The 12,373-nt window shown below is 68.8% G+C and carries 13 protein-coding genes; 3 read left to right on the forward strand and 10 right to left on the reverse strand.

The window, feature by feature from the left end:
• Positions 1-14 precede the first annotated feature (14 nt).
• Positions 15-380: a nuclear transport factor 2 family protein gene (locus ABZ803_RS02410; protein ID WP_357031704.1), complete on the reverse strand. Its 366-nt coding sequence runs from the start codon at positions 378-380 to the stop codon at positions 15-17.
• Between the two features lie 104 nt (positions 381-484).
• On the opposite strand from ABZ803_RS02410, the gene ABZ803_RS02415 reads away from it, so the two are divergent.
• Positions 485-1,495, forward strand: coding sequence for an RNA polymerase subunit sigma-70 (locus tag ABZ803_RS02415; RefSeq protein ID WP_357031707.1), 1,011 nt, complete (start codon positions 485-487; stop codon positions 1,493-1,495).
• A gap of 81 nt (positions 1,496-1,576) precedes the next feature.
• Here the strand turns inward: ABZ803_RS02415 and arc are convergent, their stop codons facing one another.
• Positions 1,577-3,337 (reverse strand): proteasome ATPase, encoded by a 1,761-nt coding sequence (arc, locus tag ABZ803_RS02420; RefSeq protein WP_062972891.1) that lies wholly within the window; start codon positions 3,335-3,337, stop codon positions 1,577-1,579.
• 178 nt (positions 3,338-3,515) lie between these two features.
• Here arc and ABZ803_RS02425 point away from each other — a divergent pair, with 178 nt between their 5' ends.
• Entirely contained in the window at positions 3,516-4,034 is a 519-nt protein-coding gene (locus ABZ803_RS02425; protein WP_357031710.1) for a hypothetical protein, read from the forward strand.
• A gap of 37 nt (positions 4,035-4,071) precedes the next feature.
• Here ABZ803_RS02425 and ABZ803_RS02430 read toward each other — a convergent pair whose 3' ends face one another.
• On the reverse strand, positions 4,072-4,905 hold the full coding sequence (locus ABZ803_RS02430) for a tRNA (adenine-N1)-methyltransferase (RefSeq protein WP_040867339.1): 834 nt from the start codon (positions 4,903-4,905) through the stop codon (positions 4,072-4,074).
• 75 nt (positions 4,906-4,980) lie between these two features.
• Here ABZ803_RS02430 and ABZ803_RS02435 point away from each other — a divergent pair, with 75 nt between their 5' ends.
• Positions 4,981-5,892, forward strand: a complete 912-nt coding sequence (locus tag ABZ803_RS02435) for a RecB family exonuclease (RefSeq protein WP_357031713.1) — start codon at positions 4,981-4,983, stop codon at positions 5,890-5,892.
• 58 nt (positions 5,893-5,950) lie between these two features.
• Here the strand turns inward: ABZ803_RS02435 and ABZ803_RS02440 are convergent, their stop codons facing one another.
• The 7 genes from ABZ803_RS02440 to ABZ803_RS02470 form a co-directional block, all read right to left on the reverse strand.
• Positions 5,951-7,144 (reverse strand): putative sulfate exporter family transporter, encoded by a 1,194-nt coding sequence (locus ABZ803_RS02440; RefSeq protein WP_357031716.1) that lies wholly within the window; start codon positions 7,142-7,144, stop codon positions 5,951-5,953.
• A complete protein-coding gene (locus tag ABZ803_RS02445; RefSeq protein WP_267468030.1) occupies positions 7,144-7,278 on the reverse strand; it encodes a hypothetical protein in 135 nt (44 codons plus the stop codon). The genes ABZ803_RS02440 and ABZ803_RS02445 overlap by 1 nt, the downstream gene beginning before the upstream one ends.
• Positions 7,279-7,391: 113 nt before the next feature.
• Positions 7,392-8,243, reverse strand: a complete 852-nt coding sequence (gene hisG, locus ABZ803_RS02450) for an ATP phosphoribosyltransferase (RefSeq protein ID WP_357031719.1) — start codon at positions 8,241-8,243, stop codon at positions 7,392-7,394.
• Between the two features lie 44 nt (positions 8,244-8,287).
• On the reverse strand, positions 8,288-8,551 hold the full coding sequence (locus ABZ803_RS02455; protein WP_039798430.1) for a phosphoribosyl-ATP diphosphatase: 264 nt from the start codon (positions 8,549-8,551) through the stop codon (positions 8,288-8,290).
• A gap of 120 nt (positions 8,552-8,671) precedes the next feature.
• Complete coding sequence (locus ABZ803_RS02460; protein WP_357031722.1) at positions 8,672-10,486, reverse strand: choline/carnitine O-acyltransferase; 1,815 nt, start codon at positions 10,484-10,486, stop codon at positions 8,672-8,674.
• Complete coding sequence (locus ABZ803_RS02465) at positions 10,483-11,319, reverse strand: class I SAM-dependent methyltransferase (RefSeq protein WP_357031725.1); 837 nt, start codon at positions 11,317-11,319, stop codon at positions 10,483-10,485. The genes ABZ803_RS02460 and ABZ803_RS02465 overlap by 4 nt, the downstream gene beginning before the upstream one ends.
• A gap of 44 nt (positions 11,320-11,363) precedes the next feature.
• Entirely contained in the window at positions 11,364-12,227 is an 864-nt protein-coding gene (locus ABZ803_RS02470; protein ID WP_357031728.1) for an arpA protein, read from the reverse strand.
• Positions 12,228-12,373: the final 146 nt, after the last annotated feature.

Consider the following 12,373-nt stretch of genomic DNA (forward strand, 5'->3'; position numbering starts at 1 on the left):
CCTACCCTTCCGGACTAGCGCGCGGCGGCCCGGACCGCGTCGAACGGCGCCCGGTCGAAGATGATCCGGACATAGGTGATCCGTCCATCGACCACCGTGTGCCACTCCGCGCCAGGCGCGTTCGGCACCGGAACGGTCACGGTGTCGTACATCAGCAGCGTGGTGCGGTCATCGCCGAACGACGCGAGCAAGGTCGAGTCGGTGAGGATCCGGCTGAACGGTTCGAGGAAGTCGCGGAACGCCGCGGCGCCCGCGATCCGCCCGGCCGGTGCGTCACAGATGATGTCGTCGGCGACGTAGGTCATGGCGTTGCCGAAATCGTGTCCGGTCCAGGCGCGATAGAACGCCAGCGAGGTCCGCAGAGCGATGGGTTCCGACATTGTGTCTCCTTCCGGTGCGCATCGGCGCTTCGCCGTGCTGTAGGTAGTGACACCGGAAACCGGCCCGATGGAACGTCCGACGACGAACTGGCACCATCGACGGCGTGCAGCAGACGACCCTGGAGCGGGCATGCGCGGGCGACGAGTCGGCGTTTCGGATCCTCACCGACCCGTACCGGCGCGAACTGGAGCTGCACTGCTACCGCCTGCTCGGCTCGTTGACCGATGCCGAGGACATGGTGCAGGAGACCTTACTGGCGGCTTGGCGCGGCCTGCCGGGGTTCCAGCAGCGGTCATCGCTGCGCTCGTGGCTGTATCGCATCGCCACCAACCGGTGCCTCAACGCGCTGCGCGACGCCCGTCGCCGAATGCCGCCCGAGCCGGTGCCACCGTTCTCGCCGCCCGAAGCCACGCGCCGGGACGAGGTGCGCTGGTTGCAGCCATACCCCGACAGCAAGCTGGACATCGCCGACCCCGCGCCCGGTCCGGAGGCCCGCTACACGGCCACCGAAGCGGTCGAGCTGGCCTTCGTCATGGGGTTGCAGCGACTCTCGCCGCGCCAAGCCGCGACCCTGGTGCTGCGCGATGTTCTCGGTTTCCCCGTCGCCGAGGTGGCCGACCTCCTCGGCGTCACGCCTACCGTGGTCAAGGGACAGCTGCAACGCGCACGAGCGTCGCTCGACCGGCATCGGGGTCGAACAATCCCGCGCCCAGCCGCTCCCGACGAATACGATGTCGCACGCCGCTTCGCCTCGGCATACCTCTCGGGCGACGTCGACGGCGTGATCGCGCTGCTCACCGACGACGCGTGGCTTTCGATGCCGCCCGCGCCGCACGAGTATCACGGCCCGGCCGCTATCGCGGAATTCCTGTCCGCTTCCTTCGCCTACCGTGGTGAGCGCCGCATCCACCTGGTGCCGACGGGAGCCAACGGCCTGCCCGCGTTCGGCGCATACCTCGACGACGCACTGCGACCGGTCGCGACTCCGGCCGGCCTGATCGTGCTCACTCCCGCGGGCAACCGCATCGGCAGGATCACCCGTTTCCATCTCGACGCTCTCTATCCGCGGTTCGGCCTGCCCGACCGCTTGCCGGCCGGCCCGCCGCCCGAGTGACCGGCGCGATTGCGCTCCGGCACGAACGGCGAAAGGGCCGCGCCTCCGAGGAGACGCGGCCCTTCGCGGTCCGGCGAACCTCTACAGGTACTGACCGGTGTTCGACTCGGTGTCGATGGCGCGGCTGGCGCTGGCGTTCTTGCCGGTGACCAGCGTGCGGATGTAGACGATCCGCTCACCCTTCTTGCCCGAGATGCGGGCCCAGTCATCCGGATTCGTGGTGTTGGGCAGGTCCTCGTTCTCGGAGAACTCGTCCACGATCGAATCGTAGAGATGCTGGATGCGCAGGCCGGGGTTGCCGGTGTCGAGCACCGCCTTGATGGCGTACTTCTTGGAGCGGTCCACGATGTTCTGGATCATGGCGCCGGAGTTGAAGTCCTTGAAGTACAGGACCTCTTTGTCACCGTTGGCGTAGGTGACCTCCAGGAAGCGGTTGTCCTCGCTTTCGGCGTACATCCGGTCGACGACCCGTTCGATCATCGCGCGGATGCACAGGTTCTTGTCGCCGCCGAACTCGGCCAGGTCGTCGTCGTGCAGCGGCAGGTGCTCGGTGAGGTACTTCGAGAAGATGTCCTGCGCCGACTCCGCGTCGGGACGCTCGATCTTGATCTTCACGTCCAGGCGGCCCGGCCGCAGGATCGCCGGATCGATCATGTCCTCACGGTTGGAGGCGCCGATCACGATGACGTTCTCCAAGCCCTCGACACCATCGATCTCCGACAGCAGCTGGGGCACCACCGTGGTCTCGACGTCGGAGGAGACGCCCGAGCCGCGGGTGCGGAAGATCGAGTCCATCTCGTCGAAGAACACGATCACCGGCGTGCCCTCGGACGCCTTCTCGCGAGCCCGCTGGAAGATGATCCGGATGTGGCGCTCGGTCTCGCCCACGAACTTGTTCAGCAGCTCGGGGCCCTTGATGTTCAGGAAGTAGGACTTGGCCTCCTTGGCATCCTCACCGCGCGCCTCGGCGATCTTCTTGGCCAGCGAGTTGGCCACCGCCTTGGCGATGAGCGTCTTGCCGCAACCGGGGGGACCGTAGAGCAGCACGCCCTTCGGCGGACGCAGCGCGTACTCGCGGAAGAGGTCCTTGTGCAGGAAGGGCAGCTCCACCGCGTCGCGGATCTGCTCGATCTGCCTGCCGAGACCACCGATGTCGCCGTAGTCGACGTCGGGCACCTCCTCCAGCACGAGGTCCTCGACCTCGGCCTTGGGGATGCGCTCGAAGGCGAATCCGGCTTTGGTGTCCACCAGGAGCGAGTCGCCCGGCCGCAGCTTGCGAATGGGGGAATCGGGGTCGTCCAGGTCGTCCATCTCGGCGACCTTCGCCAGCGGGCCTGCCAGCCACACCACGCGCTCCTCGTCGGCATGGCCGACGACCAAGGCGCGACGTCCGTCGTCGAGGATCTCCCGGAGGGTGCCGATCTCGCCGACCGCGTCGTAGTGCCCGGCCTCGACGACCGTGAGCGCCTCGTTGAGGCGGACGGTCTGACCGTATTCGAGCGTCGAGGTCTCGATGTTCGGTGAACACGTCAACCGCATCTTGCGACCCGAAGTGAACACGTCGACCGTCTGATCGTCGTACACACCGATCAGAATGCCGTATCCGCTCGGCGGCTGACCCAGCCGATCGACCTCCTCGCGCAGCGCCACCAACTGCTGGCGCGCTTCCTTGAGGGTGTCCATCAGCTTCGTGTTGCGAATGGTCAGCGAATCGATGCGGGCTTCCAATTCCCGTGTGCGATCCGGCGAGTCGGCGAGTTGCCTTCGGAGTGCAGCCGCTTCGGCGCGTACCGCCTCGAGCTCTCTCCAGGCCGCCGAATCCGAATTCTCGATGGGGCTCATGTGCTGCTCCTCCCAGTCCCGGTCTATCAACGCTACCGGGCGCGACCCGTTCTCGCTTTCCGACATGGTTTCGTGGTGATCACATCTGGGCCGCGATCAGCGGCCGGACCACCATGTTAGCCTGCCCTAACCCGACCCAGGCGAGCCTGCTCGCCGCCCGAGCCGAAAGGTTGCCACCATGCTCCTTCCCGCGAGAACCCTGCGTGTTTCCCTTGCCACCGCCGCCGCGGCGCTGGCGATCTCCGGCGCGTTGGCGGCGTGCGGCTCCGACGACGACTCTTCCACCAGCGCGGCGACCTCCGCCACCATCAGCGCCGCCGCGTCGGGTACCCATGATCACGGCGACCATGCGGCCGGCGCGCCGACCGCCGAGACCTTGCAGGCGATGCTGGTCAGGCTCGCCGATCCGAACGTACCCACCGCGGAGAAGTCCAAGCTGATCGTCAACGGTGACAAGCGCACCGCGAACATCGACCAGATGAACGCGGGCCTGCAGGGCTACACGCTGACCTTCGCCGTCGCCGACCTCACCACCCAGGGCAACACCGCGAACGCGCAGGTGACCATCAGCTCGCCGCACGGCGCCGCCCCGGCCGTACCGCTGACCTGGGAAAACGTCGACGGCACCTGGAAGCTGTCGGACGCGAGCGGCTGTCTGCTGCTCGGCTTCGCGCAGGCGCCCTGCGTCCCGGTCTGAGTCCGGCACGCCGATCACCCCCGTCGCCCTGCCGCGCTCAACCCTTCGACGGCCTGCGCTGCGGCTTGGGCGTGACGGTGCCCTCGGCGAGCCTGCGGGCGCTGACCAGGAAGGCGGTGTGACCCTGCATGCGATGTTCGGGCCGCACGGCCAGGCCGACCACGTGCCACGGGCGCACCAGCGACTCCCAGGAGCGCGGCTCGGTCCAGCACTCCTGCTCGCGCAGCGCTTCGACCACCTTGGACAGCTGCGTCACGGTGGCCACGTAGACGATCAGCACGCCGCCGGGCACCAGCGCCTTCGACACCGCCGGTAGCGCGTCCCACGGCGCGAGCATGTCCAGCACGGCGCGGTCGACCGGCTCTCCGGTGTAGTCGGCCACGTCGCCGACGGTCAGCGACCAGTTCGCCGGGCGCTCGCCGAAGAACGTCTCCACGTTGCGGACCGCGTGCTCGGCGTGATCGGCGCGGATCTCGTAGGACACCACCTGTCCCTGCGGCCCGACCGCCCGCAGCAGCGAGCAGGTCAGCGCGCCGGACCCCGCGCCCGCCTCGAGCACGCGGGCGCCGGGGAACACGTCGCCCTCGTGCACGATCTGCGCGGCGTCCTTGGGGTAGATCACCGCGGCCCCGCGCGGCATGGACAGCACGTAGTCGATCAGCAGCGGACGCAGCGCGAGGTAGGGCGTGCCGTTGGTGGAGTGCACCACGCTGCCCTCGTCGGCGCCGATCAGGCTGTCGTGCTTGATCCCGCCGCGATGGGTGTGGAACTCCTTGCCCGGCTCCAAGACCACCGTGTACAGGCGCCCCTTGGCATCGGTCAGCTGCACCCGGTCACCGATGGTGAATGGCCCGGTCCGTCTGGCCGTCATGAATCTCCGTTCCGCTGGTTGGAATCCGTGCTGTCCGGCACCGGCGTGTCGGTACCGCCGGATAGCCTGCCAGGTATGTGCTCGCCCGTGTCCACGCCCCCTGCCGACGACGCGCGGACCTCCGAGCCCGACGCGACGGCGAGCCGCGCCCGGCCCGCGCTGTCGCCTTCCCGGGCAATGGATTTCAAGCAGTGTCCGCTGAAATACCGGTTCCGGGCGATCGATCGGATACCGGAGCAACCGTCGGTGCACGCGGTGCGCGGCACGGTGGTCCACGCCGTGCTGGAGGATCTCTACGGGCTGCCCGCGGCCGAGCGCGTGCCCGAGCGCGCCGAGGCCCTGGTCCCCGCGGCGTGGGCGCGGGTGCGTACCGAGCAGCCGGAGGTCGCGGAGCTGATCGCCGGCGAGCGGCTCGACGTCTTCCTCGGCGAGGTGCGCGCACTGGTGCGCCGCTACTACCGGCTGGAGGATCCGACGCGTTTCGACCCGGAATCGCGCGAGGCGCGGGTGGAGGTCGAACTCGCCGACGGCGCGCTGCTGCGCGGCTTCGTCGACCGGATCGACATCGCGCCGAGCGGCGCCCTGCGCGTCGTCGATTACAAGACCGGTCGCGTACCGGGGCCGACGCACGAGACCAAGGCGCTGTTCCAGCTGAAGTTCTACGCGCTGGTGGTCCTGCGCACCCGCGGCCTGGTGCCCGCCCAGCTACGGCTGATCTACCTGGCCGACGAGCAGATCCTCACCTACGCCCCCGACGAGGAGGAGCTGCTGCGCTTCGAGCGCACGCTCTGCGCGCTGTGGGCGGCCATCTTGGAGGCGGGCCGCACCGGAGACTTCCCGCCGAACACCGGCCGGATGTGCTCGTACTGCGACTACAAGCCGCTGTGCCCGGCGTTCGGCGGCACGCCACCCCCCTACCCCGGCTGGCCGAGCGGCGGCGCGGCCGAGTCTCCGGACGAGACCCTGGCCGACGCCGTCTCGGACTGATCCCGCGGCACGGGGCCGGGCACGCGGCGTGCGGCTCGGATCTCGGCCGCGAGTCGCCTCAGGCGGTGAAGTCGTGGAACAACAGCACCGAAAGCCCCAGCCCCACCGCGAGATTCACGACCGCCGCCGATCCGAACACCGCGACCGGCCGCCAGCCCGCTTCGCGCAGCCCGCGCAGCGAGAACTCCAAGCCGATCGAGACGAACGCGAAGATCAGGAACCAGGTGCGCAGATCGTTGACGATCGCGATGTGCGCAGCGCCCGACTTCTTGTCCGCCGATTGCAGGTACAGCGTGCCGATGATCGAGGCCGCGACGAAGCCGATTACGAACTTCGGGAACCGCTCCCAGAACTGGCGCGCGGAGGGCCGCACCGCGCCGGGCACGCGCTCGACGCGCAGCGTGAAGTACGCGGTCAGCGCGATCGCGACGACGCCGATCAGTGCGTTCTGCGTGGTCTTCACGATCGTGGCGATCTGCAGTGCCTGCTCCCCCGCGATCGCGCCCGAGGCCGCGACCGCCGCGGTGGTGTCGATATTGCCACCGATCCAGGCGCCCGCGACCGCGTCCGGCAACCCCAGCACCTCCGCCAGCCAGGGCAGCAGGAAGATCGAGGGCAGCGCGAAGACGATCACCAGCGACGCCGCGTAGGCGATCTGCTCGCGCCGCGCCTGCACCGCGCCCGCCGCGGCGATGGCCGCGCTGACACCACAGATCGACACCGCCGAGGACAGCAGCGCGCGCAGCTTGTCGTCCAGGCCGAGCCGCCCGCCCAGCCACCATGTGAACCCGAATACGGCCGTGATCAGCAGCAGCGCTTGCACGATCGACGGGCCCGCGGCGGTGACGAGGATCTTCAGGTTGATCGACGCGCCGAGCAGCACCACGCCGGTCTTGATGAAGAACTCGGTGCGGAAGCCCCCCGAAAGCCGATCGCGCAGGGCGAGTTTCGTCAATACGAGGTTGCCGATCAAGCCGAGCGCGATGGCGTACACCGGGTATTCGATCGACTTGGCGACCCGCTGGAACGGCGTGTCCACCGACCACCGCGGGACGTGCGTCTCGAAGTACCGGGTGAGGGCGCCGAGCACGATCACGACGACGATGCCGGCCGCGATGGCGGCGGCCGTCGGACGGGGGACCGCCTGCAGCGCTTCGGTTTCCGAGGATGGCACCTCGGCACGTCCCGCCGCGGGCCTGTTCTCGGTCAGGGCGTTCGGTTCGTTCGCCGCTCCGGCGCCGGTCTCGGCCATCACGGCACCAGCCAGTCCGGAATCGCGCCGAGCAGGACCAGCGCGATCAGCACCAGCCCGGCGATCGCCGCCAGCCAATCCTCGTTCCAGGTGAAGGTGCTGCCCGACTGCTCCTCGGGTGGTGACTGTGACACGGGGACTCCTTGCGTTTCCTCATCGAGAGGCCGCACGGTAGCAACACGCGGTCACAGCGCACACCGATTGCGCTCAGCCTGAGCGGATCAGGCGTATCGGACGAATCCGGCGTTCAGAATGCGCGGCAGGAGCGAATGTCGGTGGCCAGGATGGCTTTGGCGCCCAGATCGGCCAGCTGGTCCATCAGCTCGTTGCTCTGTTTGCGCGGAACGAGCGCACGCACGGCCATCCAGCCGGTATCGGCCAGCGGCGCGACGGTGGGCGACTCCAACCCGGGGGTGATGACGAACGCGTCGTCGAGCAGTTCCTTCGGGCAGTCGTAGTCCAGCATGACGTACTGCTGGGCGAAGACCACGCCCTGGATCCGGGCGACGAGCTGGTTGCGCGCCCGGTCGCCCTGGTCGGCGTCCTTGCGTTCGACCAGCACACCCTCCGAATCGCACAGCGATTCACCGAAGGCCACCAGATTGTGCTGGCGCAGCGTGCGCCCCGAGCCGACGACATCGGCGATCGCGTCGGCGACGCCGAGCTGGATGGAGATCTCCACCGCGCCGTCGAGGCGGATCACCTCGGCCTCGATGCCCCGGCGGCGCAGATCGCTCAGCACCAGGTTCGGGTAGGAGGTGGCGATCCGCTTGTCGTAGAGGTCCTCCACCTTCCACTCCCGCCCGGCGGGGGCGGCGTAGCGGAAGGTGGAGCGGCCGAACCCGAGCGCGAGTCGTTCCTGCACCGGCGCGCCGGAATCCAGCGCGAGATCACGTCCGGTGATCCCGAGATCGAGTTCTCCGGAGCCGACGTAGATGGCGATGTCCTTGGGCCGCAAGAAGAAGAACTCGACCTGGTTGGCCGGGTCGAGAACGGTCAGATCACGCGAATCGGTGCGCTTGCGATAGCCCGCTTCGGTAAGGATCGAGACGGCGGATTCGGACAGGGCGCCCTTGTTGGGAACTGCGACGCGCAGCATGGGAGGAGTCCTTTCGGGAGGAGAAACGGGGTGTCGGACGGCCGTCACAGATGTCGGTACACGTCCTCGAGCTTCAGCCCGCGGCCCACCATCAGCACCTGCACCCAATACAGCAGCTGGGAGATCTCCTCGGCGAGCGACTCGTCGCTCTCGTGTTCGGCGGCCAGCCACACCTCACCGGCCTCCTCGAGCACCTTCTTACCCTGGGTATGCACGCCGGCGTCCAGCGCGGCAACGGTTCCGGACCCCTCGGGGCGGTTGACCGCACGATCCTGCAGCTCGGCGAACAGGGATTCGAAGTTCTTCACGATGAGCCATTGTTTCAGACCCGGATGCGGGCCCGTTGCTCCGGCCCACTATGGCCGGGAACGGCGACCGCCCGGTTCCTCCGCCCCGGGCGGGGTGCGGAGGAACCGGGCGGAGGGCGCCTAGTTCGCGGCGAGCAACGCCTGCAGATCGGCGACCGCCGTACGGAGGTGGTCGGCGAAGGCGTACATCTGGTCGGCGACCGGCTTCGGGGTGGCCAGATAGAGATTCCAGCGGTCCGGCAGCAGGACGTAGGCGATGCCGATGCACCGGGAGCTGGTGGATCCGAAACCGAAGTAGCGGATGTTGACCGACGGCGCGGAGCTGGTGCTCAGGTAGTCGTCGCGCATGATCGTCCAGCCCGGGCTGTCGTAGAGCGGGATCGGGTCGGTGACGCCCAGCTCCGCGCCGCGACGGCGCTGGATCCACTGCAGCTCCCATAGGTGCTGCTCGGGGGCGGCCCCGGTCTGGCACTGCTTGGCCCGTTCCACGTGCGCGGCCGCCGCCGTCCGCGCCGCGGCGAGCCGGGCCTCGGCGCCCGCGTCCGGGTCCTGCATCGCGTCCACGAAGGCGATCATCTCCGGGGTGACCACCCGCATGGCCTCGGTGCGGCCGTTGCGGTACTGCCTGGTCGCGATGGACTCGTAGGTGGCGCCGGTGAGCCCTTTGCTGCGCCGATGGGCGAGCTGGTAGCTCAGTTGCGCGAACGCGTCCGGTGAGATGCCCAACGCCTTGGCCGCGGTGGTGCCGAAGTCCGGGAACGACAGCGTCTGGGTGGCGTTCTCCGCGGCGTACCGGGCGAAGGCGGCGCCCGCCGCCGCGATATCGCCGCGCTGCGCCTCGTCCAGCACGAACTCGATCGGCTCCACCGCGGGCAGGCCCTGGGCCTGCGCGCCGGAGCGCGTGGCGTGTTCCTGCACCGGGGTCTCCAGCAGGGCGTCCACGAACGAGAGGATCGTGGTGCCGTCGAGTCCGCAGTGTTCGACGTTGATGCCCGCCTGGCCGTCGTCGAAGACGATGAAGGATACCGATTTGTCGAACCACCGGTTCGCACTGTCACCGTGCAGCAGCTCGTCGCAGGCGTGCAGTTCGTCGCGCGGGGCGAAGTCCTCGAGGCAGACGGCGAACAGCGCGGTCTCGATGGTGTCCAGCGCCGCGGCGTTCGCCGGTTCGGCCAGCAGCCGCTGCCTGCTCTGCGCCCACTCCGCGCGGGCCTTGGTGGTGAGCTGACCGACGGCGGTGTCGGTGCGGGCCGGGCGGGCGCCCGCCTTCAGCACCGCGCGCAACCCGTCGGCGAGATCCTCCGGCGAGTACGGCGCTCCGTCCGGTCCGATCACGTCCATCCGGAACGGGCTGCCGTGGAAGAACACCACGATGTGCCGGGCCTGCGAGGGGCCCGGCCATTCCTCGCTGTAGGGGACCCGCACGGTGTCCTGCTCCACACCGGGGATCCTGGTCTCGGAGAACAGATACTTGTTCTGCCACATCGACAGCTGCTGTCCGCGCTGGGTCACCGGCGGGACGGTCTCCTGGTCCAGCGCCAGCTTGTAGTCCACGGCGGCGGAGATGATGCCCGCCGCGCGGTCCACCTGGGTGGCGGCCGTGGAGGCGGCCAAGGCGGTGTCGTCCCGGAACAGGAAGAAGAAGTTCGCGTTGAGAGCGATCCGGTCCCGCCTGCCCAGGTACCGCGACGGCCAGAACAGGTCCAGCCAGCTGCCGACACCGGGCGTCGCGTCGTACTCCGCGAGCGCCGCGTGCAGCGTGCGCCCCGGCCCGTCGGGTCGCAGCAGGTCGTCGACCGCCGCCCGGGTGGCGGCGAGTTCGTCGGCGGTCAGCAGCGGCTCGCACCACTGCAGGAACCGCCCACAGCTGTCCTCCAGCGTCGGCAGGGGCACCCGGGGCAGGTGGTCGTCGGCGGCGAAGGTGCGTTCGGTCAATGCGAGTCCTCGGTGTCGGCGTGATGTTTCGGCAGCGGCCTGGACACGTACAGGTTGGCATACAACCATCCCTGGTCTTCCCGGCCGGTCGTGTCGATTCCGTTGGCGGACAGGGTGTTCAGCACCTGCGCCTGCTCGGCCGGTGCGGCGAACCTGCGTTGCTCGTACAACCCCGGCGCCTGCTCGGTCCGGTAGCCGAGCGCGGCGAGTTCCGCCTCGATCGGTGCGAAGTCGAACATGCGCAATACGAAGTGTGCCATCCACGGCCGCCTGCGGGGGTGCGCGGTGGCCACGCGAGTCAAGGTCTTCTCGGTGACGTAGCCGATACAGCCGGTGGAGACGACCAGATCGGCGGTCGCCAGCAGGGCGCGCTGTTCGTCGGTCGGTTCGCCGGACTCCAGGTCGGCGTGCACCACGTCGTGCAGGAGCCCGGCCTCCCGCGCGTAGTCGAGGGCGGGGCGGGAGGCGTCCATGCCGAGGAAACGCACGTCGTCCGCCACGGCCCGCGCCGCGACGCGGGCCAGATCGCGCCGGATCAGACCGGCCCGATCGATGTCGGCCACGGCGTAGTGCTCGGCCAGTTCGCCGATCGTGGTGTCGAAACGCAACAGCGCCGCGTTCACGCCGTAGGAGCAGCCGATGTCGAGCACGGTCGGCACGGCGACCCGCGCGGAGGCGCGGAACTCCCGAATCTGCTGCTGGAAGAACGGTTTCGCCAGTTCCGGAATGCGGTAGTCCAGATCGGACATGCGCGCGTAGTACGCGCGCGGATCGGGGCGGTCGTAGATGTCGTCGAAAGACGCTTTCCCGGTCGTGTGTAACGGCACTGGCACTGTCGGTCCTCTCGGGTCGAGCTCGGTCAGTCGAGCCGTTCGGCTCAGTCGAGCAGTCGATCGCCCCGCACGGCGGCGGCCGCGGCGGCTAGGTGGTCGGGAAGCACGCGGCCGAACAACTGCCGGGTACGTTCCACCGTGCCGACCATTCCGGGACGATCGGTGTAGGCGAAAATGGCCGAATGGCGCTGGCGCGCACCGCGCACGGGTGACACGCGGTGCAACGAGAAGCGACCCTGGAACAGCTGCAGGTCGCCCGGGCGCAGTTCGAGCCGCTGGACGAAACGTTCGCCGTTGCCGGTCAGCACGGCGCGGACGTCGTCGAGGTTTTCCGCCTCGGGTGTGCGGATAGCGGGGCAGTACTCGAAGACGCCACCGTCCTCGGCGGGCTGGGTCAGCATCGAGACGGTGAATTCGTTCGTGTCGAAATGCCAGGGATGCGACATACCCGGCGCGACGACGTTGAGGCACAGTCCGGCGAGCGGATCGGCGAACTCGTGCAATTCGGCCAATCCGAAGCAGTCGGCGACGAACCGCTGGAACAGCTCGTCGGTGTAGAGCCGGTGGATCAGCGCGTCGGCCGGGATGCGGTCGCGCGGCACGAAGGCATTACCCCGCTCCAGCACGATCCGGCCCGGATGATTCTCCGGCAGTTCGGCGTCCAGGGGAATGTTGTAGGCGTTGACCCGCTCGACCTCGTAGTGCGCGTGCGGAGCCATCAGCTCACCCTGGGTCCGCAGGGTCTCGGTGAGTTCCGGGCGAACGAACCCGCGCAACACGGTGCAGCCGGTGTCGGCCAGTTCCGCACGGGCGCGCCGGACCGCTTCCCGCAGCGCGGGCCCGTCCGGATCCGCCAGGGGATACTGTGCGATATCTACGATCTCGTCGAGTACGCCCAACGCTGCCATGGCGTCATTTTGGTGGACCCGTCGCCGACACGCCCGGGATTCGGCGAGATTGCCGGTGATCACGGTCACACCTATTATCTGCGCGCACTCCCGTTGCGGCACAGTAACTCTCGGTTCACATCGGCGCGCAACGGCGCGCAGCGGCG

Source organism: Nocardia sp. NPDC047648, assembly GCF_040642815.1.
Taxonomy (GTDB): Bacteria; Actinomycetota; Actinomycetes; order Mycobacteriales; family Mycobacteriaceae; genus Nocardia; species Nocardia gamkensis.

Excerpts from the sequence above, each read along its gene's own strand:
- arc (WP_062972891.1), bottom strand. The coding sequence starts at position 3,337 with ATGAGCCCCATCGAGAATTCGGATTCGGCGGCCTGGAGAGAGCTCGAG.
- ABZ803_RS02470 (WP_357031728.1), bottom strand. The coding sequence starts at position 12,227 with ATGGCAGCGTTGGGCGTACTCGACGAGATCGTAGATATCGCACAGTAT.
- ABZ803_RS02410 (WP_357031704.1), bottom strand. The coding sequence starts at position 380 with ATGTCGGAACCCATCGCTCTGCGGACCTCGCTGGCGTTCTATCGCGCC.
- ABZ803_RS02425 (WP_357031710.1), top strand. The coding sequence starts at position 3,516 with ATGCTCCTTCCCGCGAGAACCCTGCGTGTTTCCCTTGCCACCGCCGCC.
- ABZ803_RS02440 (WP_357031716.1), bottom strand. The coding sequence starts at position 7,144 with ATGGCCGAGACCGGCGCCGGAGCGGCGAACGAACCGAACGCCCTGACC.
- ABZ803_RS02430 (WP_040867339.1), bottom strand. The coding sequence starts at position 4,905 with ATGACGGCCAGACGGACCGGGCCATTCACCATCGGTGACCGGGTGCAG.
- hisG (WP_357031719.1), bottom strand. The coding sequence starts at position 8,243 with ATGCTGCGCGTCGCAGTTCCCAACAAGGGCGCCCTGTCCGAATCCGCC.
- ABZ803_RS02435 (WP_357031713.1), top strand. The coding sequence starts at position 4,981 with ATGTGCTCGCCCGTGTCCACGCCCCCTGCCGACGACGCGCGGACCTCC.